Origin of the sequence: Synechococcus sp. 60AY4M2 (genome assembly GCF_002760375.1) — a bacterium.
GTDB lineage: Bacteria > Cyanobacteriota > Cyanobacteriia > Thermostichales > Thermostichaceae > Thermostichus.
The window spans coordinates 1,840,305-1,859,535 of sequence record NZ_AUMZ01000001.1; the positions used below are offsets into that span (position 1 = coordinate 1,840,305).

A 19,231-nucleotide genomic window follows, 5' to 3' on the forward strand; every position below is an offset into this window, starting at 1 on the left:
TATGTCCGAAGCTAGATGCGAGGAAGGTTGTGATTATGGACAATTTGAATATCCACAAGAGTCGGGAAGTTGAGGAATTGATTAGGGGGACAGGAGCACGAATCCTATACCTGCCTGTGTATGCGCCGGAGTTGAATCCCATTGAGATGATGTGGTCAGTATTGAAGCATTTTACTCGGCAGCTTTGCAGAATTGGGAAATATAGCATGGAGCAGATAGTGAAGACTTCTTTACTACTGATCAATCCATCCTCCTTCCGAAGTTGGTTTGCTAAGTGCTGCTATTGTACCCCTTGAGTCCTTAACAGGCTGTAGCTGCCCAGCTCGGCAAAAGTGGCATCCAGCGCCGCTGCCACATAGCCCACGGCCAAGTGGTCGATAGGGCGGGTGCGGTTGAGCTGATCCCCGTACTTGCTCAGCCAGCCTTCTGCGTAGTGGGAGTGGGTGAGCTGGGCTTCGCCGCCGCTGGGGCTGGCCTGCAGCTCCAGTCGCCCCAAGCCGAGAAAGCTGAACACCTGGGATGCCACCGCCAGCCGCTCTGCTGCCTGCTGCACTCCCAAAGTCTTAAAAGCACCTTGGAGCAAGCTGTAGAAGATCTCCTGAGCTGCCTTGCGCAGGATGCTCACCCCGTCAATCCAGTCGGGATCCTCAATGGTCTGCTGCAGGAATAGGTTGTAGTGGTGGCAGTGGAAAATCACCGGCTCGCCAAAGAGAGAAATGAGCTTGCGCTCGCGGTCAAGGCGTAGATGCTCCAACATAGGTGGCTTGAGCTCGAGGCGATAGGAAGGGGCAACAGTTGACGACTTCTACAACCTTAGCCTTTAGCTAGGCAAGGCAATAGGCAAGCGCTCTACCCCCAATACCTCAGATACCGCTTTGTGGAGAATGCGGAGCTCCTGGGGGTTTAGGGTGCCTTTTTCTAGGCGGATGCGGTCAATGCCCGTTTTTAGGGACAAGCGCAGCATGACAAAGTTGGGATCCGGAGCGTAGCGCTTGGCGTAGCTAATCAAAGCCTGAGCAGTGGATAGGGTGCCGTCTTGAACAGGAGGCAGCAGCGGTTTGCCGTCGATGAGGATAGCTTTGATCCGCTCTGAAATTGCTTTGAGGTCGGTGATGGAGCGGGTCAAAAACAAAACAAAGTAGGGACTTTTGGGGAAAGACTTCAGGATCACCCGCACATGAGATGAGCCCGTTGTGAGGTAATCCGTCTCCTCCTCAGGGCTGACCGTTTGGCAAAGGCGGTTGTTGGCTTGGAGCAAATCGCTGGCGTAGGTGCCCAAAAGTTACAGCGCCTGTTCTTCCTGGGCATCGCGGGCGTAAGTTACTTTGGCTACCGTTTTGCCATCCGTGACCCGCCCTACCAAGACGGCGATGAGGCCAGGGAGCCCAGGAATATGCTGCTCAATTACACTTTGCAGGGTGCGAATAGCCATGCTCCTCTCCGAGGTTAAGACTAGGTTCTTCGCTCATTGTAGCGATTAGGAAGCCTAACCCACGAACATTTACTGATATTGACGAAGCTTTCCGAGGAGGCTCAGCCCTCGCGCCACGGATCCCAGTTCTCATGAAATTTGCCTTCCAGGATGGCCTGGCGCATCTTTTGGGTGTAGCGCATCAGCTCCGTGATGTTGTGGATGGAAAGCAAGGTGTAGCCCAGGATCTCTTGGGCGCGGATGAGGTGGCATAAATAGGCGCGGCTGAAGTGGCGGCAGGTGTAGCAGGGGCAGTCGGGATCGATGGGATCCAGGCTGCGGCGGTGTTCGGCGTTCTTGATGTTCCAGCGTTGGCCGCGGCTGATCACGGTGCCGTGGCGGGCATAGCGCGTGGGAATGACGCAGTCAAACAAGTCCACGCCGGCAGCCACTGCCGCCCGCATCTCGGCATAGGTGCCTACCCCCATAAGATAACGGGGGCGATCCGCCGGCAACAGAGGAGCTGTTTGTCGTACCACCGCGTGCATCAGCTCCACCGGCTCTCCCACGCTGACGCCGCCGATGGCATAGCCGGGCAGATCCAGCCGGCAGACTTCTTCTGCTGCCTGCCGACGCAGCTCCGGGTAAACCCCGCCCTGGACAATGCCAAACAAAGCCTGGTCTGAGCGGCGGTGGGCCTCCACGCAGCGCTTCAGCCATTGAGTAGTCCGCCGCACCGCTGCCGCCACCGCCTCAGGGCTAGCAGGATAGGGCGGGCACTCGTCAAAGGCCATGATGATGTCTGCCCCCAGGGCATTTTGGATCTGGATAGACAGCTCCGGGGTGAAACGGATGAGACGGCCATCGCGGGGCGAGCGAAACGTTACCCCTTCCTCGTCGATTTGGCGGATGGCGCTGAGGCTGAAGACCTGAAAGCCGCCCGAATCCGTGAGGATGGGGCCCGGCCAAGCCATGAAGCGGTGCAGCCCCCCGGCCTCTTGGATGATGCTTTCGCCAGGCTGGAGGTGGAGGTGATAGGTGTTGCTGAGGATAATGTGGGCGCCGGTTTCCTTGAGTTGGGCAGGGGTGAGGGTTTTCACATTGGCCAAAGTCCCCACCGGCATGAAGCAGGGGGTGGGGATCTCCCCGTGGGGGGTAATGAAGTATCCTGCCCGCGCCTGGGTATTGGGACAAGTGCCCTCGCAAACAAAGGTAAAAGCTGCCAAAGTTAGCGCTCTGGATCCAGTGAGTGCGCAGCCGAGCTTAGCATAAGGGCAGGATCCCCTTCCAAAGCCCGCCTCAGACCTTGACAAGGATCCCTTTCCTTGGGCATCCTTATAGATCACCGCGGAACTGGCGGAATGGTAGACGCGCTAGATTCAGGTTCTAGTGGCAGCAATGCCATCGGGGTTCAAGTCCCCGGTTCCGCATCTAAGTACAGCTAAGATCTCTGGCTTCACCTCTACTTCCTCTTACAGAGTCAGCTCCTTTTCAATTTGAGCCAGCTTAATACGGGCAAGGGCCAGGTTTCCTTTCTCTCGATCCAGGGCCAGATAGAAAAACAAGCCAGGTATATTCCTGAGTAGATACATCAGGTGGTACTGAGTCTCCAGAATGATAAGTATCTCTTCAATTCTGTCAGTGAATCCAAGGGACTCCGCAGCTCGCATCTTAGCGCGGATCACCTCTGTGTTTCCGGCAACAGCCAGCTCTAGATTAGCTTCGGGAAAGGCAGGGCTGTTGGTACCCTTGTATCCCAGGCACATCCCGGTTTTCCAATCCCCCAGCGCTACCCCAGTGCTCCATCGATGCTCAGAGCTTTTACCAAACTGTCTTGGAGTTTTTGCATGACTGAGAGTATTCCCCCTTTACAAAGCTCGTCGCTCTATAGTAAGTCTTCCGTTGAGAAATTTCAACTCGAAGCTTGCTTAAAAATGTTAGGATTTGATTATTTATAGGGTAAGTGAAACCAAATGCATTAGAGGAAGATTATTAAGCTTTCTCATCTTTGACATCAGTATAAATACTGAAACTGGGATCCGGTAAGTCTTTTTCCCTTCTGCCCGCGGCGGCTCTGGACGGGCCACGGCTCAGACTCTTATTTTGGCTCGTTTGCAGGAGCTAGAGTAGCTGACGCAGGCGTGGTGAAAATGTAGCGAACCGAACCAACGGGAAGCTGGTTTGGGGATCGGATCCCTGTAGCTTCCGGTGGAGAGGCTTGGAAGTTATGCTGGGGTTACCTCTTTTACCTTGAGACTATCGACCTCCGAGATCGGTGGATCGGAACCCTTCCTCTCCGCTTAGTTTGACCTATGCCTAAGGCCCCCCTCCCTCCCAACGAAGAGCAGCGGCTGGCTGCCCTGCGGCAGTATCAGATTTTGGACACCGCTCCTGAGAACAGCTTTGACGAACTCGTGCGGCTGGCTGCCCACATCTGCGGCACGCCCATTGCTCTGGTCAGCCTTATCGACGAACACCGCCAGTGGTTTAAAGCCAAATTCGGCGTCGATGTGCAGGAGACCCCACGGGATGTGGCCTTCTGCGCCCACGCCATCTTGTCGCCTAAAGAGCCGCTGGTGGTGCCCGATGCCACTCAGGATCCCCGCTTTGCCGATAACCCGTTTGTCGCTCAAGAGCCCCACATTCGCTTTTACGCTGGCATTCCCTTGGTAACTCTAGAAGGGCAGGCCCTGGGCACGCTTTGCGTTGTCGATTATCAGCCTCGGCAGCTTAGGCCGGAGCAATTGGAGCAGCTCAAGGCTCTGGCCCATCAGGTAGTAGCTCAGTTGGAGCTGCGCCGTACTTTGAGGGAACTGGCTCAGACGCGTCTGCTGCCTAAGTCGGGGGATACTAAACCTGCCCGCAAAAACCGCTTTCTCCTCAAAGTTACCGCTGGTTTTGGCCTGGCTGCCCTGATCTTGGCAGGGATCGCCTACTCCGCCCACCGCGCTGCTTCCCGTCTGCCCCAGATCAACAGGGAGGTAACCCAGCTTCTAGAAGAGCACGAGGTTCTAGAGAAGCTGCTAAGAGAAGTGCAGGCCGCAGAAGTCCACAAGCGCAGCTATCTCCTTACAGGCAATGCGAGCTTCTTACGGAGCTATCAGACAAGCACCGATTCGCTGTTTGCTCTTCTGAATCGGCTACAGGAATTTGCGGCCTTGGATCCCGTGCAGCAAGAGCACCTGAGCCGGCTAGAGCTGCTGCTGGCGCCGTGGCTGAAACTCAACCATGATTTGATTGAGCTGAGGAAGCAAGGGGAGCTATCTGCGGTTCAAGAAGCGCTGCAAAGTCAGGAAGAGGAAAAATTGAGGCAGCGGATTGTCGACGTGGTAGCGTCGCTAGAAGAGGAAGATCACCGCTGGCTGCAGCAAAGTAGCGATCAGTTTCAGCTAGCCTGGAGCCGCACCAATGCCATCCTGCTAGCGGGTCTAACGTTTACCTACTGCATCTTGGCTGCTGTTTACTCCCTCATTCGCCGAGAAAGTGCTGAGCGGGAAAAGGCAGAGCGATCCCTCAAGCAAGAGCGAGATTTTACCAACGCGGTTATCGATACGGCAGGGGCGCTGGTGGTGGTTCTGGATCCTGAGGGACACATTTTGCGCTTCAACCGCGCTGCCGAGCAGCTTTCTGGCTACTCGCTGGCAGAGGTCAAGGGCCGGCTGCTATGGGACTTAGGTTTGATCCCACCGGAGGACGTGCCCAGTGTAAAGCAAGCTTTTGAACAGCTCAAGGGCAACTATTCCCTCTTTTTGAATCGCCATGAGAATTTTTGGCGCACCAAGCAAGGGGCACTGCGGCTGATTGACTGGACCAATACCGCCTTAATCGGTGCCAACGGTGAGGCAGAGTTTCTCATGAGCACCGGCATCGACATCACCGACCGCAAGCTGGCGGAGCTGGCCTTGAAAGAAAGCGAAGAGCGCTACCGGGATCTCTTTGAAAATGCCAGCGACCTCATCCAGAGCGTGGATGCTGAAGGGCACTTTTTATATGTCAACCGCGCTTGGAAAGAGACCTTGGGCTATGACGAAGCTCAAGTTTATCAAATGACCCTCTTCGACATTCTCCATCCCGACTGCCGGGAGCACTGCCAGGCTCTTTTCCAGAAGCTTCTATCGGGGGAGAAACTGGAGAGGGTAGAGACAGCTTTCCTCACGGCCACTGGTGAAACTGTTTGGTTGGAGGGCAATGTCAACTGCCGCTTTGAAGATGGAGTGATGGTGGCTACGCGAGGCATCTTCCGCAACATTACTGAGCAGAAGAAAGCGGCAGAGGAATTGGAGCGGCAAAACCGCCGGGCTCAGTTGCTAGCCAATCTCAGCTTGAAGATCCGCGAATCTTTGGATATCGCCGAGATCCTAGAGACGACGGTAACAGAAATCCAAGCCCTGCTCAAAGCCGACCGAGTCTTGGTCTACCGCTTCCAGCCGGATGGTTCTGGGATCATCTCCAAAGAGAAAACTCAGCCGGGGATCCCCTCCTTGCTGGGAGAGGTGATCGAGGATCCCTGTTTTCAGGAAAAGTACGCCCAGCTCTACAGCCAGGGCCGCGTTCGCGTTGTTAGCGATGTGGAAAGTGAAGGACTGGAGCCTTGTTACCTAGAGCTGCTGCAAAAAATGCAGGTCAGGGCCAACTTGGTGGTGCCGCTGTTTTTGGAGCAGCAGTTGTGGGGGTTGTTGCTGGCCCACCAGTGCTCTGGCCCGCGTCAGTGGCAGCCGTTTGAGATGGAGCTGCTGTCGCAGTTGGCCAACCAAATTGGCATTGCCCTCACCCAGGCAGCCCTTTTGGAACGGGAGAGAAAGCGCAGCCTGGAGCTGGAGCAGGCCCGCAAAGCAGCTGAGCAGGCTGCACAGGCCAAAAGCAGCTTCTTAGCCACCATGAGCCACGAGATCCGCACCCCCATGAACGCGGTACTGGGGATGACGGGCCTGCTGCTGGAGACCCCCCTCAATGCAGAACAGCGGGACTTTGTAGAGACCATCCGCGTCAGCGGCGATGCGCTGCTCACCCTCATCAACGACATCCTGGACTTCTCCAAATTGGAGGCCGGGGAAATGGAGCTGGAGATCCTAGATTTCGATCTCCGCTCGTGTCTGGAAGAGGTGGCGGATCTGTTTGCCCCCACTGCCCACGCCAAGGGATTGGAGCTGGCAGTGCTCATGCCGCCGGAAGTGCCGCGCTATCTGCGGGGGGATGCGTCGCGACTACGGCAAATCCTCAACAATTTGGTAAGCAATGCCATTAAGTTTACCCATCAAGGGGAGGTGGTCATCCAGGCCGAGCTGATGCAGGAAACAACCACCCACGTCCAGCTCCGGCTTTCGGTAAGGGATACAGGGATCGGGATCCCCAAGGAGGCCCAAGCCAAGCTGTTTCAGCCCTTTACCCAAGTGGATGCCTCCACCACCCGCAAGTACGGGGGCACAGGACTTGGCCTGGCCATTTGCAAGCAACTGACAGAGCTGATGGGGGGCAAGATTTTCCTAGAGAGCGAGGAGGGCCGCGGCAGCACCTTCAGCGTTGAGCTGACCCTGGAGCGGCAGCCCTATGCCCAGCAGCTTGCCCAGCCTTCTGCTCGTGTCCCGGTGGATTTGCAGGGCAAGCGGCTGTTGGTAGTGGACGACAATGCCACCAATCGCAAGATCCTGCGCTGCCAGGCCACGGCTTGGGGAATGGTGGTGGAAGAGGCCGAAAATGCCTATCAGGCTATGGACAAACTGCGCCAAGCCGTTCGGGAAGGCAGACCCTTCCCCCTGGCCGTTTTGGATATGCAAATGCCAGAGGTGGATGGGGAGACCTTGGGCCGCTGGATCAAGGCAGATCCACAACTGGCCGAGACGCAACTGGTGATGATGACCTCCCTGGGACTGGGGGAGCACTCCCGCCGCGCTGCCGAAATCGGCTTTGCCGCCTACTTGGTTAAGCCGGTAAAACAAAGCCGTCTGCAGGAAGCGCTGGTCATGGCGCTGGGGAAATCTTCTGGTTTATCCACTTCGCTCTTGGGAATGAGTCCCGTCCTCCCTCAGACGACCCCCAGGGAGGATCGTCCCCGTCAATCGCTGCGCATCCTGCTAGCAGAAGACAACCCCGTCAACCAAAAGGTGGCTTTGCGCCAGCTCGAGAGTTTGGGCTACAAGGCCGATGTGGTGGCCAATGGTCAGGAGGTATTGGATCTCCTACAGCAGGTCAGATATGACCTTATTCTCATGGATTGCCAAATGCCGGTGATGGACGGCTACGAGGCCACGCGCCGTCTGCGCCAGCGGGAGCGGGGATCTGGCCACCACACCGTGGTGATTGCCATCACGGCCAACGCTATGCACGAGGATCGGGAGCGCTGCCTGCAAGCAGGGATGGACGACTATCTCAGTAAGCCGGTGCTAAAGGAGGATTTGGAGAGAGTGATCAACTACTGGAGCCGCCAGATCGCCTCCTCCGCACTAGGAGCAGCCAATGGGCCTACCTCCGAGGTGGCTTCGCCCGCTCCGCCTTCTCCTAAGGGTGCCAGCGGCAACTCTGATCCCACGCTGCCCTATCCCATCGACTCGGCTTACTTGGAGCGGGCTACGGGCGGCGACAGCCAGTTTCAGCGGGAGCTGCTGCAGGTGTTCGTCCAGGATTGCCAGAACCTGTTGCCGCGGCTGCGCCAAGCCGTTGCAGCGGGTAATGCTGAAGACTTGAGAAAAATTGCCCACCGCCTCAAGGGAGCCAGCGCCAACGTGGGGGCCCATGCCTTTTCTCAAGCAGCCCGCGAGCTCGAGCACCTGGGGGTGCAACTGGCCCAGCAGGGATCCCAGGCTGATGAGCTAGCCTGGGCCAGCGCTTCCCAGAAGCTGGAGGAGCTGGAGCGGATCTTGGCCGACATTCGCCAGTACTTGCAGGATTTGGAGGCCTAGGGCTTCTTAGACTTGTCGCCCTCACCCCCAGCCCCTCTCCCAAAGGGAGAGGGGAGATGGGGATCAAGAGGAGCAAATTGGTGCAGCTGTTTGGGCCTCGTTCTGGCTCGAAATTGCGGCAAAAGCCCGGCTGCTTGATCAATCTGGGAGAGGACAGCCGGGCAGACAGTATCTAGCTAGTGCTTCAACCCGATCGATCGGGCGGGTTGGGCTTACATCAGGCCAATTTGAGAGAGGATCCCTTGGCCGGTCAGCAACTCGGTGGCCACGCCAATCACAAAGCCCAACATCGCCAGACGGCCATTCCATTTTTCGGCAAAGGGGGTAAAGCCAAACTTAGCTTCTTGGTTCTCCATGGTTTTAACTCCATCAGTGGGTGACATCTCCAATGTGGCTCAAGTATTAAAAACTGTCAAGTTTTGTGTCGAGAGCTAACAAGTTCGACTTCCCCTCTTTAGCCTAGCGCCTTTGGTATTGGCGGTCGCCAAACAGGACTTGCCGTTCCTCGTCGCTGAGGGGCTGGTCGGGGGATCGGCGCGCCTCTGCCAGCAGTTGCAGGCCCTTCTGCGCCGCGGGGCGGGCCTCGATGGCCGCCAACCAGCGTTGGACGTTGGGGAACTCTTCGATGTTCAGCCCCTGCCGTGGGTAGCCTCGCATCCAGGGGAAGCTGGCAATGTCGGCGATGGAGTAGTCGCCCGCCAGGTACTCCGACTCGGCCAAGACCCGTGCCACCACCCCAAACAAGCGCCGCGTCTACGCATCAGCACGAGAGACAGGGGTACATCACCTGCTTTTCACCGTTGTCCAGAGGGCGTCGATGAGGCGCAGCTCTTCCCCTGACAGCACCTTGAGGTAGCCCAGTTTGGCAAAGGTTTCTTCATCGGGGTAGATGGCCGGGTTTTGCCGATCTTCTGGGTTGATCATGGGCAGCGCTGCGGCGTTGGGGGTGGCGAAGCGGTTGTAGTTGCTCAGTTGAGCGCCGACCTCGGCATCCAAAATGAAGTTGATGAAGCGGTTGGCCAGCTCTGGGTTAGGAGCTTTGGCAGGGATAGCCATCACGTCAAGCCAAATGTGGGCGCCCTCGCGGGGGACAAAGTAGCCAATGTTGGGATTTTCTTCGGCAGCTTGCAGGGCATCACCGCTGTAGACAACCGCCACATTGGCTGTCCCGGAGACCAGTTGATTTTTGCCGCCCACCCCGCCAATGAGACCGGCGCTGCGGCGTTTGGCTTGAATCAACAGCTCCTGAATCTGCTGCAGCTCTGCGGGAACGGTAGTACTGGGGTCAAAGCCCAGGTAGAAGGCGGCAGCCGCAAGCATAGAGCGCATCTCGTCGATCATCACAAAGGGGCCGTACTGCTGCTTAGGATCAAAGATCAGCCCCCAGGAACGCTCAAAGTTTTCCGGCAGGCGGTCTTTGCGGTAGCCAATGCCGGTGGTGCCCCACTGGTAGGGAACGGTGTAGGTGTTTTCTGGGTCAAAGGGCAAGCCGACAAACTTCTCGTCCAGGTTGCGGAGATTGGGAATGAGGTTTTTGTTGAGAGGCTGCAGCAGGCCCAGCTCCACCATGTTGGGCACCACATAATCGGTGGGCACGACAATGTCGTACTGGCTGACGCCGCCCCCCCGCAGCTTGGCAATCATGTCCTCGTTGGACTCGTACACACTCACCACTACGCGGCTGTTAGTGGCTTTCTCAAAGGCCGTGAGAATGGCTGGGTCAATGTATTCCGACCAGATGTAGAGTTGGAGGGTTGGTTTTCGGGCAGCAGTTCCTAAGCGCCAAAAGAAAAGTAGGGCCAGTAGACAGCAGAGCAAAGCAACGGCCGTGGCAATTCTCTTTTTCATGGGCATTTTCAAACCTAGTGGAGCTGGACGTCGCCCTTACACCTAGCCATGGATCTGGAGCGATCCTGTCCGGCCAACTGCAGTTCAAACCCCTGCTCTAGCCTACCACCTGGACTTCCCCGTTGCTGTTCTCCCCAACCAAGAAGAGCAACTGATATAGCCGCTGCTGCTCGGCAGGGTTACAGTAACGCTGTTGCTGCGTGGGCCAATCTTGGAGAGCCAGCTTCTGTTGTTCCTGCAGCCAGTTCTGCAAGCTTGAGTCGGCAGGTAGCTGGGCCTGGAGAACTTGCAAGTCGTTAAAGCGGCCCAACTGTTCCTGCAGACGCTTGAGGGCCTTCACCCAGCTTTGGAGGGTCTCTCCGTAGAAGGGGGCAAAAAACTCTAGCTGGTAGCGCAGGCGTTTGGTGGCTTTGCGCAGGTCATGCAGTTGTTCAGCCTGAGCTTCGGTTTCGGGGAAGGCCGGGATCCGCCAACCCGGCTGCAGGAACCACGCCGCTACTAGCGGCGCCAAAAGATGGGGCAAGCTCTCCTGCACAGGAAGCTGGGCCGCAGGCCGGTAGCGAGGAGAAACCAGCCACTCTTCGCAAGCAGCCTGGAACTTCAGGAAGTCCTCCTCTGCCAGAATGCGGCGGGAGTGTTTCTCGGCTTGAGCTTGGCGCCGCTGCAGCTTTTCCTTCAGCTTCTCTAGCTCCGCCTGCTGGTCTGCCGGGATCCCTTGCCAACAGGGTTCGTGGAGGATTTCTAGCAACACGTCCAGATCCCGCTGCTGGCCCAGCGTCTTGATCAACTTTCGCAAACGTTTGGGCCTGAGCGGCTTGGGCAGGCGCAGGGATCCCTGAAACACCTCCACCCAGGTGCCGATGCGGCGCAAGCTCACCCGGATCTGATGAAGGGATTCTGCCGCCTCCGGGTGGTGCTTGAGCACTCTCCCCACATGCTTCTGCAGCCGCTGCCATTGCTGGCTCAGCAGTTGGTGGGCCAAAGCAGCTAGCGGGGGCAAGCTTGAAGACGAGAGCAAGAGTGACTCCGAGGACTCCGTCTTGCCGAGGCTCTCAGTTTTCGATTCAGCAGCAATGATGTCCACCGCAAGTCTTCTCTACCCACGACAACAACTCCAAAGAGCGGCAAACTCCCCTGCCCTAGCCTACCTAGGCTAGCTTGAGCCGCCCCCTGCTCCCCCCTTTTTAACCAAATCTTAACCTTTCGTCTAGGGCCTTGGGACTGCTGCCAGCAGGCGAGGCTTGACCACCGACCAGATGCGGGCAGCCACCTCCAGGGGGGATCCCCCGGCGTCAATGCGGACAATCCGCTGCGGCTCTGCGGCGGCTAGAGCTTGAAATCCGCGGTAAACCCGGCGGTGGAACTCCAGGTGCTCCTGTTCGAGCTTGTCGCCAAGACGGGAGCGCGCCAGCCCCACTTCGGGAGCAAGATCCAGCCACAGGGTAAGCTGCGGCTGCAGCCCGCCGGTGGCCAAGTGGTTGAGCTGGCGGATCTGCTCCAAGTTCAGGCCTCGACCGTAGCCCTGGTAGGCCAAGGTGGAATCGGTGAAGCGATCACAGATCACCACTTGTCCCACCGCGAGAGCCGGCGCGATGACCTTGTTCACGTGTTCAGCCCGATCCGCAGCGTACAGGAGCAGCTCGGCCAGCGGCGTCAAGGGATCCCCGTGCAACAGCAGCTCCCGCAGCGCTTCGCCCAGCGCCGTCCCTCCCGGCTCGCGGGTAGACACGCAGGCGTAGCCTTCTCGTTGCAGCCGCTCGGCCAAGAGGGCTTGCTGGGTGGTTTTGCCCACCCCCTCCCCGCCTTCTAGAGTAATGAACACGGCGCCGTCAGGGGGCTAGCGCAGATTAAGCTGCGGTTGCAAATCAAAGGAGTGGCCCGGCACCATCACGTACACGTCGGGGATGTTGGTGGGCTCCAGGTTTTGCAGGGCCAGCCCCTCCACGTTGGAGCGGAGCGCGTTGTTGACGGCGGTTTCCAGTTGGGACAAAACCTGGGCCTCATTACCCTGAGTGGCTAAGCTGGGAAACTGGTTGTAGACGGCGCGGGCCAAGCTGCTGGCCAAGGGGATCTGGATCAGGGTGAGGTTGGATCCGCCCAGTTGCGGGCCCAAGGTGTTTGCCCGCCCGCGGATGCCCAAAGCTTGGAGGGCATTGGCCGTTTGGCTGACAGGGATGGTGCAGGTGTCCATCTTGTAAATGGGCACCGAAGCCATGGTGAGGGCAGAGACGCTGGTCAGTTGCACCACGGTAAAGGAAGCCGTGCCGTTGTAGGCAAAGCAAAAATCCCGGAAGGCCGCCGGCACATTGGCAGCGCGGATGGGGCGCTCATCGTCAAAGCCGCCCGACTCGGCAAAGATGTTGCGGATGGCAAACCCGCCGAAGAAGGCCAGCAGGGCCACCACCAGCAGGATGGTCAGATCTGAGGAGGAGACTCCCCCTGAAGAGCTGCTGCTGCGTCCTCCCCCTCCATATCCCCCCCTGCCCCCGTAGCTGGGGGTGTAGCCGTAAGCTGCAGAACGGCTGGAGTCGCTCCGGTAGGAGCCGGCATAGGCGGCAGAGCGGGCGGATCCGTCGTAACCCCAGTTGCTGGAGATAGGGCGCCGGGGAACCAAGGCTTGTCCGGCACGGCTGGGCCGGGGCCGAGAGGACTCCGTCTCGGCACCCCGCGAAGATCCGGCGGCAGCTTCTCGGGCTGAGCTGGCCCTCTGTCCTCCGCGCCCAGAGAGACGAGCAGCGGACGTCTTGCCATCGTTTTGCCTCTCCTCATCCTCTAGCCAGTCTTCGGCACCTCCAGTGGAGGGAGTAGAGCCGTCCTCCGGCAAGGGGGGCGGGGAACGCCGGCCTTGGGACTCTGGGCTGTTGGGAGCTTGGCCGCGGCTTCCCTCGCCGGCAGCAGCCGTTGAGTCTGGAATACGGTTTGGATCCCGGCTTGGATCGCGCTCCTCAGAGAAGGTCATTCTTCAGGCTCCCAACGCAAAACTGGCACTCCCATCTTCCTGTACCGAGGAAACCTTTTGACAGGTAGGATCCACAGAGCTGCAGCCTTAGGGTTCAAGGGATCCCCCCCGCGGCCTCGTGAAACCTTTTCTGGCCCAGGCTGCTGCCATTGTCTCGGCCCCCCTCGTGGAGAATGCAGCCGTACCTTCAAGCTAGCCTAGACTGCGCTCCAAGATGAGGAGCTGTTCTTTCAGGGCTCTCAGGGCCTGGCCGCGGTGGCCGACCGCTTCTTTTTGCGCCGGGCTCATCTCGGCGAAGGTCAGCCCCACTTCGGGCACCCAAAAGAGGGGGTCGTAGCCAAACCCTCCCTTGCCCCGCGGCTGAGCCAGGATCTCCCCGTGGCAGATGCCCTCCACCAAGGCCCGCACCTGGCCCTGGGGATCGACAAGGGCAATGGCGCAGTGAAAGCTGGCTTGGCGGTTGGGGATCCCTTCCATCTCCCTCAGCAGCCGCTGGATGCGGGCGGCATCGTCGGGGGCATAGCGAGCGGAGTGGATCCCGGGGGCGCCGCCAAGGGCTGCCACCGCCAGGCCGGAGTCATCAGCAATGGCCCACTCCCCCAGCGATTCTGCCACGGCCTTGGCCTTGAGAAGGGCATTTTCGGCAAAGGTGCTGCCGCTCTCTTCCACAGTCAGCTCGGCAGGCAGGGGGCGCAGCTCCCAGGCAGGGGCATGGAGCTGAAAAAAGGTGCTGAACTCCCGCCATTTGCCGGAGTTGCTGCTGGCCAAGATCAAGGGGCGTGCCATAAGGGTATCTTAGGGGAAACCAGCAGACAGTGGGGGGGCTGCCCAGGGGCTCAGGGGATTTCCAGAACCATGTTGTGCAGCGCCGTGTTGATCACCAGGGTGGATCCGCACCGCTCCACCTTGCCCCCGTCCCAGTGCATGTGGCCGCAGATGTAGTAGCGCGGCTGCAGGTGATCCACCAAGGGGCGCAAGGTGGGCATGCGGCGGTGGTACCATTTTCCGCCTTCGTCCAACAGGCCCCGCGGCGGCGCGTGGCTGAGCAACAGGTCAATGGGGCGAGGAGGTTGACCGTAGAGGGTGAGCAGCTCCTGCAGATGGCTGCGGGTGAGGGTCCAGCTCCAACCACAGGGGGGAGTCCAGGGCACCGCCAGCACTTGGAGCCCCAGCCACTCAAAGCAACAGGACTGGGTAATCGCCCGCCCCCAACTGCCAGCCAGCGGCTCCAGAACAGAGGCTGCCGGATCGTGGTTGCCGGGCAAAAAGAGCCAGGGCTTGCCCAGACTGTCCACCGCCGCCAGAAAAGATTGCAACTGGGCCACCTCGGCTTGGGCTGTGGGGTGAAAGCCTTGAGTGGCTTTGCAGGAGGGCTTGCCGGCCTTGGAACAGAAATCGCCGCAGTTGATGTAAGCATCCACTTGGGGCAGATGGTCAAGGGCCTGCCGGATCAGCCGGTCGTTGCCGTGGTAGTCGGAGCCGAGGAGCAGTTTAATTCCCATAGGCTGGCGGGAAGCGAGGGGTCTATTGCGGACGAGATCCCTGCAGCAGGGCAGCCACTTGTTGCCAAGAGCTGCGGTACCAGGCCCGCTGGGCCTCCAGCTCCTCTTCCAAAGATCCTGTCGGGCCAAACTCTGGACAGGCATACCCCAGGGAGCGCAGGCCGGCCACTAACAGCGCTGGCGACAGCCACCATTGCTGGGCCAAGCGTAACAGATCCACCTGGGCTTGGTTTTGCAGGTAGTGGCGCAATTGCCGTTGTAAGGCAGCGGCGGAGGGCAGAGGCACCGCCTGGTGGTGCAGGACAATCAGCAGCGCGTCGCCGGGAGTGCAGGAGAGCAACCACTTGAGGTGATCCAAAGAGGGAGGCCAACTCCACAGCCACAGTTGGTTGTAGCGATGGCCAGCTTGGGGGCGGTCGTAGTGGAGGGTCAGGGAGGGATGCTGCTTCGGTGGCAGGACAAACGTAGGGCGCCGGAAGCCGTAGAGGAGGATCGTTCCCCGCGCCTGGGGCAGGAGGGCAGAAAATCGAGATACAGCCTGCCAACGCAGCGGTTGGGTGGGCTGGGGGGCAGGGCGGTAGATCAGCAGGGGGGAGGGTGCTGCCTGGGCGCCAGCTTTGGCATCGGAGAGGGTGGGAGCGACGGCGGCGGGCGAAAGATCGGCAGAGCTGGCTTCTGCGGCAGGCCGGATCCCAAGAATCTCCAGCTCCAGTTGGGTTTCTTCCCCCCACCTTTTGGCCTTGAGGGTGTAGGCGATGTCAATCTGCGCCGGCAGGGGATAGGCGGCGGCCCCTCGCCACCAAATGGCCCACAGGGGACGGCTGCGGGCTTTGGCTGGGGCAGCAAGTGAGGATCCTGCCCCGTCTAGGCCCCGGCTGACGGGATCCCGGAGCAGCAGCTTCAGGTGGCCGGGGGTATCCTCCCCCCTTTGGGCAGGCTGTGGGCAAAATCGCTGCTGTTGCAACACCTGCAGGTTGCGGCTGCAAAAGACCGGCTCCGGATTGCCGATGCCACAGGGCTGCAACCGCTGCAGCTCGCGGTAGAGGTCGAAGGTGAGATCCGCCAGTGCCACCTCCGCGTCGATCTGCACCAGGGGACGGATTTGTTCCGGCTGCAACCGCTGTTGGGCAAATTGCCGAAGCCGCTCTTCCAAAAGAGGCCAGTTTTCCGCCCTCAGGCTAAATCCCCCCGCCGCCGGGTGGCCGCCGTGTTTGCTGAACAAATCTTTGCAAAACTCCAACGCCTGAAACACGTCGAACTCCGGGATCCCCTGCCGCGCCGAGCCGGTAATCTCCCCCTGGGGCGACTGGCTGCCGATAAACACCGGACAGCCAAAACGCTCCGCCAGCCGCGAGGCCACCAGGCCAATTACCCCTTTGTGCCAGCGCTGCTGCGGGGATCCCAAAATCGTCAACACTCGCTCTTGCTGCAGATCCCGCCCTTGCCGGGCGATTTGCTCCAGGGCCTCCGCCTCGATGCGCCCACACATCTGCTGCCGCACCTGGTTGAGGCGTTCGCAGCGGCGGGCCAGTTTTTCTGCCTGCTGCGGATCGTCGGTGGTCAGCAACTGGATCCCCAGCTCCGGTCGGCCAATCCGCCCAATGGCGTTGATGCGCGGCCCCAGGCCAAACCCTACCCACTCTGGCCGCAGCTCCTCTGGGGATCCCGTCATTCCCATCACCGCCAAGAGGGCGCGGATCCCGGCCACCTGGGAAGTGGGCAAGAGAGCCAGCCCCTGCCGCACCCAAAGGCGGTTAACTCCCGTCAGCGGCGCCAAATCGGCAATGGTGCCCACCGTAAACAGTTCCAGCGCCACCCGCTCCAAATGTTCGTCCCCGCGGCGCTCTGCCAAGGCCTGGGCCAGGAGGTAGGCCACCCCCACCCCGGCCATCCCCCGATAGGGAGAAGAGAGGGGGAGCTGTTTGGGATTGAGGATGGCGTCGGCAGGGGGCAACTGGGGGGGCAAGTCGTGGTGATCCGTCACGATCACCGTCAAGCCCAGCTCTTTGGCCAGTTGGATGGGCGCATGGGCGGCAATGCCGTTGTCCACGGTGAGGATGAGGCGTACCCCCTCGCGGTGCAGCTCCTGCACCATGCGGTTGTTGAGGCCATAGCCCTCCCTGAGGCGGCTGGGGATGCGGTAATACACTGGAGCGCCCCGCAGCGCCCGCAGCAGCAGAGCCGTGCTGGTCATGCCGTCGGCATCGTAATCGCCGCAGATGGCAATGGGCTCTTGTCGGCGAATCGCCCCCTCCAGCAATTCCACCGCCAGCGGCAAATCGGCAAAATCTTGGCTGGGCGGGGGCAGGTGGACGGGATCCGGCTGCAAATACTGCTGCACGGCAGCAGGGCTGGAGAGGCCGCGATTGAGCAAGATCTGAGCCAAGACGGGCGAGACCCCCACCGCCTCAGCCAAGCTCTGGGCAGCCAGTGGGTTCACAGGCTGAAACAGCCAGCGTTGGTCAGGGATCCCGGCCATGGCCATCGGTCTTCAGATAGCGGGTAGCAGTGCTACAGTTGGCCTATGAGCTATCTTTTGACCCTAACCCAAAAACGCCTCTCTGCTCCTCAGTCCGCTGCCCATGTATTCTCTGCTGCTTACCTATGGCCTCAACCCCTTGGCGGGACTGAAGCTGTTGGTCAAATCTCCTGAGCAGGCCTCTCTGGGGACGTTGGCCCAACAGCTCTGGAGCCGCCCCGGATCCCGGCGACGCGGGCCGCGCCTCCAAATCTCTCTGGGCCGCCTCGTGCCCGAACAGACCGAGCGACTGTCTAAATTGGAGGTGCTGCTGCGCTTGCGGTTTTTCATCGCCATCGAAGCCGCAACGCCGGAGCAGTCTCTGCCAGCCCTCCCCTCCGGCCAGGGATCCGCCATCCAGCTTGCCCGCTACACGGAGGGCTCACAGCAGTACAAGACGGAGATCATCCGCTTTGCTCTGGGGGGATCCCCGGCCCTCCGCCGACCGAGTCGCCAGCGCTATCGTCGCCGTCGCTTCTGAAGACCGCAGGTGACAGGGGTTGTCAAACCCTCCTCGGCCAGCGGCGTGTCTATACTAGAGGTACACTAAATCTGCGCTTCTCCCGTGAACGCTGGGCTGCGTAACCGCCGCAGATGGATTGCTCGCCTGTGGCTTGCCTCAGGGGGGACGACTTGTACAGGCCTCCTTCCATGCGTCCCTTGGCTGCGACCGGCGATGGCGACGGCGCTCGTGGCCGGATCTCTGGCAGCTTTTGCCCTCGCCCTGCCTGCTGCTCTGGCGCTGACGCGTTACCAAGTTCACGTGTTGGCCGATGGGGCAGCCGAGCTGGCCAAGGTGCGCGCCCAGGTGCCGGACGCCTATTTCGTGCAAGGGGATGGACAAGTGTTCATCTTAGCGGGGACGTTCATCAACCGCAACCACGCCCAACGCCGCCAAGCGGAATTGGAACGGCTGGGGTTGCCGGTGCGGGTGGTGAGCCGCCAAGAGACGGATCCGCCCCTGCCGCCCGCTTTTCCCGCTCCCTCCCCCAGTCCTGCCCCGCCAGCGCCAACGGCTCCCCCCTTCGATCCGCAGCGGCCCTTTGCCACCCAAGTGCCCAACCCTACTGGGGATCCCCGGCTGGAAGAGCGGGTGCGCCGCTTCTTTCCAGGGGCTGCTGTGGTGCAATACCGCGGCCAGGCGGCTTTGCAGACGGGCACCTTCTCCCGCCTGTCGCTGGCGCAGGATCAGGCCCGCTGGCTGACCGCCCAGGGCCTGCCGGCGGTGGCGGTGTCGTTGGCAGGAGAGGAAGCTGTGGGGGATCCCGACTCCAACCCACCTCAGGGGGAGCGCTACTGGGTGTTGGTGGCCGATCCCAGCGGTGAAAAATGGCTTGCACTCCAACAACTGCTAGAGGGATCCCTGCCCTTGATCTACGACGACCTGCGGGTGGTGCGCACCGGCGGGTTTGCCGACCCCGCTGCTGCCGCCGAACAGGTGCGGTACTTGGCCGACCAAGGCTACGAAGCCGGGATCTTCCCCGCCGATCTGCGCCGCTCTCGACCGCTTCTGGTTCAGGATCCCACCCCCTCTGCCGCATCCCTGCGCGCAGAAGGCACGGGCGGATTTTGGGTGGTGGTATCCGCCGGGGCAGAGGCGCTGCCCAAGCTCCAGCAGTTTGCCCCTGACGCTTTTGTGCGCGGCTCAGTGATTCAGGTGGGCACCTACCGGCAACGGGCCAATGCCGAACAGGCGCGGCGTGCTCTGGCTGAAGCAGGGTTTGACGCCCGCATCCTGCCCGTCGAGTAGCGGCAGCCGGATTCAGCCCCTCTCCCTCAGGGATTCCCTCACCCCCAGCCCCTCTCCCTCAGGGAGAGGGGAGATTAGGAACCGTTTCGCGGCTGTTGGGAATAGCTGATACATTTACGCTGAACACTGCTGAGCATTACTGCTCAGCGGTGAAGCGATAGCATTCTGTCCGTTTCCGTTGTCACTACGCGACGCTGACGCGACCGCGCTACTCGGACGGAGTCCAAACAGAAAGGCGGTATCCCGCAAAGCCCTGAGCATAACACCCAGAGCGCCTTGCCAATCTCGTGGTAGCCTATGGTTGCACTTTGGGCATCTAAACACCTTTGCGCCACCCAACTTGGTGT

Annotated in this window: 18 protein-coding genes, 1 tRNA gene and 1 pseudogene; 5 read left to right on the top strand and 15 right to left on the bottom strand. The window is 60.1% G+C overall.

Translation table 11 applies throughout. The features are described 5' to 3' along the window. Positions 1 to 296: transposase (locus tag SYN60AY4M2_RS08045; RefSeq protein ID WP_206336917.1), on the top strand; the 296-nt coding region annotated here is incomplete at its 5' end. On the opposite strand, the gene SYN60AY4M2_RS08050 is transcribed toward SYN60AY4M2_RS08045, so the two are convergent. The 4 genes from SYN60AY4M2_RS08050 to tgt all read right to left on the bottom strand — a co-directional run bounded on the left by SYN60AY4M2_RS08050 (position 281) and on the right by tgt (position 2,637). Continuing rightward, positions 281 to 757, bottom strand: a complete 477-nt coding sequence (locus tag SYN60AY4M2_RS08050) for a hypothetical protein (RefSeq protein WP_240527775.1) — start codon at positions 755 to 757, stop codon at positions 281 to 283. The two genes, SYN60AY4M2_RS08045 and SYN60AY4M2_RS08050, sit on opposite strands and share 16 nt — an antisense overlap. Positions 758 to 820: 63 nt before the next feature. Next, entirely contained in the window at positions 821 to 1,279 is a 459-nt protein-coding gene (locus SYN60AY4M2_RS08055) for a hypothetical protein (RefSeq protein WP_240527776.1), read from the bottom strand. Between the two features lie 3 nt (positions 1,280 to 1,282). After that, complete coding sequence (locus SYN60AY4M2_RS14435; protein WP_240527777.1) at positions 1,283 to 1,432, bottom strand: hypothetical protein; 150 nt, start codon at positions 1,430 to 1,432, stop codon at positions 1,283 to 1,285. A gap of 101 nt (positions 1,433 to 1,533) precedes the next feature. After that, positions 1,534 to 2,637, bottom strand: a complete 1,104-nt coding sequence (gene tgt, locus SYN60AY4M2_RS08060) for a tRNA guanosine(34) transglycosylase Tgt (RefSeq protein ID WP_099812681.1) — start codon at positions 2,635 to 2,637, stop codon at positions 1,534 to 1,536. A 121-nt stretch (positions 2,638 to 2,758) separates the two neighbouring features. On the opposite strand from tgt, the gene SYN60AY4M2_RS08065 reads away from it, so the two are divergent. Next, positions 2,759 to 2,841: transfer RNA gene (locus SYN60AY4M2_RS08065), tRNA-Leu, on the top strand. Between the two features lie 42 nt (positions 2,842 to 2,883). Here the strand turns inward: SYN60AY4M2_RS08065 and SYN60AY4M2_RS08070 are convergent. Beyond that, positions 2,884 to 3,177, bottom strand: a complete 294-nt coding sequence (locus SYN60AY4M2_RS08070; protein ID WP_240527778.1) for a hypothetical protein — start codon at positions 3,175 to 3,177, stop codon at positions 2,884 to 2,886. A gap of 546 nt (positions 3,178 to 3,723) precedes the next feature. Between SYN60AY4M2_RS08070 and SYN60AY4M2_RS08075 the strand changes: the two genes are divergently transcribed. Beyond that, positions 3,724 to 8,307 carry a response regulator gene (locus SYN60AY4M2_RS08075; RefSeq protein ID WP_099812682.1) on the top strand — a complete coding sequence of 1,528 codons (4,584 nt, stop codon included), beginning with the start codon at positions 3,724 to 3,726 and terminating at the stop codon, positions 8,305 to 8,307. Between the two features lie 212 nt (positions 8,308 to 8,519). On the opposite strand, the gene SYN60AY4M2_RS08080 is transcribed toward SYN60AY4M2_RS08075, so the two are convergent. The 9 genes from SYN60AY4M2_RS08080 to recJ form a co-directional block, all read right to left on the bottom strand. Further along, positions 8,520 to 8,690, bottom strand: coding sequence for a chlorophyll a/b-binding protein (locus SYN60AY4M2_RS08080; RefSeq protein WP_011431605.1), 171 nt, complete (start codon positions 8,688 to 8,690; stop codon positions 8,520 to 8,522). Between the two features lie 76 nt (positions 8,691 to 8,766). Further along, complete coding sequence (locus SYN60AY4M2_RS08085; protein WP_099812683.1) at positions 8,767 to 9,051, bottom strand: glutathione binding-like protein; 285 nt, start codon at positions 9,049 to 9,051, stop codon at positions 8,767 to 8,769. Positions 9,052 to 9,090: 39 nt separating this feature from the next. Then, positions 9,091 to 10,161: a spermidine/putrescine ABC transporter substrate-binding protein gene (locus SYN60AY4M2_RS08090; protein ID WP_240527779.1), complete on the bottom strand. Its 1,071-nt coding sequence runs from the start codon at positions 10,159 to 10,161 to the stop codon at positions 9,091 to 9,093. 91 nt (positions 10,162 to 10,252) lie between these two features. Continuing rightward, positions 10,253 to 11,173, bottom strand: coding sequence for a CHAD domain-containing protein (locus tag SYN60AY4M2_RS08095; protein WP_240527780.1), 921 nt, complete (start codon positions 11,171 to 11,173; stop codon positions 10,253 to 10,255). Positions 11,174 to 11,362: 189 nt separating this feature from the next. Beyond that, a complete protein-coding gene (gene tmk, locus SYN60AY4M2_RS08100; protein ID WP_011431602.1) occupies positions 11,363 to 11,977 on the bottom strand; it encodes a dTMP kinase in 615 nt (204 codons plus the stop codon). A 15-nt stretch (positions 11,978 to 11,992) separates the two neighbouring features. Continuing rightward, a complete protein-coding gene (locus tag SYN60AY4M2_RS08105; RefSeq protein WP_099812685.1) occupies positions 11,993 to 13,114 on the bottom strand; it encodes a hypothetical protein in 1,122 nt (373 codons plus the stop codon). A 192-nt stretch (positions 13,115 to 13,306) separates the two neighbouring features. Next, positions 13,307 to 13,900, bottom strand: a complete 594-nt coding sequence (gene rdgB, locus SYN60AY4M2_RS08110; protein ID WP_011431600.1) for an RdgB/HAM1 family non-canonical purine NTP pyrophosphatase — start codon at positions 13,898 to 13,900, stop codon at positions 13,307 to 13,309. Positions 13,901 to 13,950: 50 nt separating this feature from the next. Further along, positions 13,951 to 14,616: a metallophosphoesterase gene (locus SYN60AY4M2_RS08115; protein ID WP_011431599.1), complete on the bottom strand. Its 666-nt coding sequence runs from the start codon at positions 14,614 to 14,616 to the stop codon at positions 13,951 to 13,953. Positions 14,617 to 14,638: 22 nt separating this feature from the next. Then, positions 14,639 to 17,101, bottom strand: a complete 2,463-nt coding sequence (recJ, locus tag SYN60AY4M2_RS08120) for a single-stranded-DNA-specific exonuclease RecJ (protein WP_240527781.1) — start codon at positions 17,099 to 17,101, stop codon at positions 14,639 to 14,641. A 97-nt stretch (positions 17,102 to 17,198) separates the two neighbouring features. Here recJ and SYN60AY4M2_RS08125 point away from each other — a divergent pair, with 97 nt between their 5' ends. Next, positions 17,199 to 17,615, top strand: coding sequence for a hypothetical protein (locus tag SYN60AY4M2_RS08125; protein WP_099812686.1), 417 nt, complete (start codon positions 17,199 to 17,201; stop codon positions 17,613 to 17,615). Between the two features lie 195 nt (positions 17,616 to 17,810). Next, complete coding sequence (locus SYN60AY4M2_RS08130; RefSeq protein WP_240527782.1) at positions 17,811 to 18,884, top strand: sporulation protein; 1,074 nt, start codon at positions 17,811 to 17,813, stop codon at positions 18,882 to 18,884. 114 nt (positions 18,885 to 18,998) lie between these two features. On the opposite strand, the pseudogene SYN60AY4M2_RS14440 reads toward SYN60AY4M2_RS08130, so the two are convergent. Further along, positions 18,999 to 19,231: pseudogene (locus SYN60AY4M2_RS14440) on the bottom strand (RNA-guided endonuclease TnpB family protein); the annotation flags it as partial.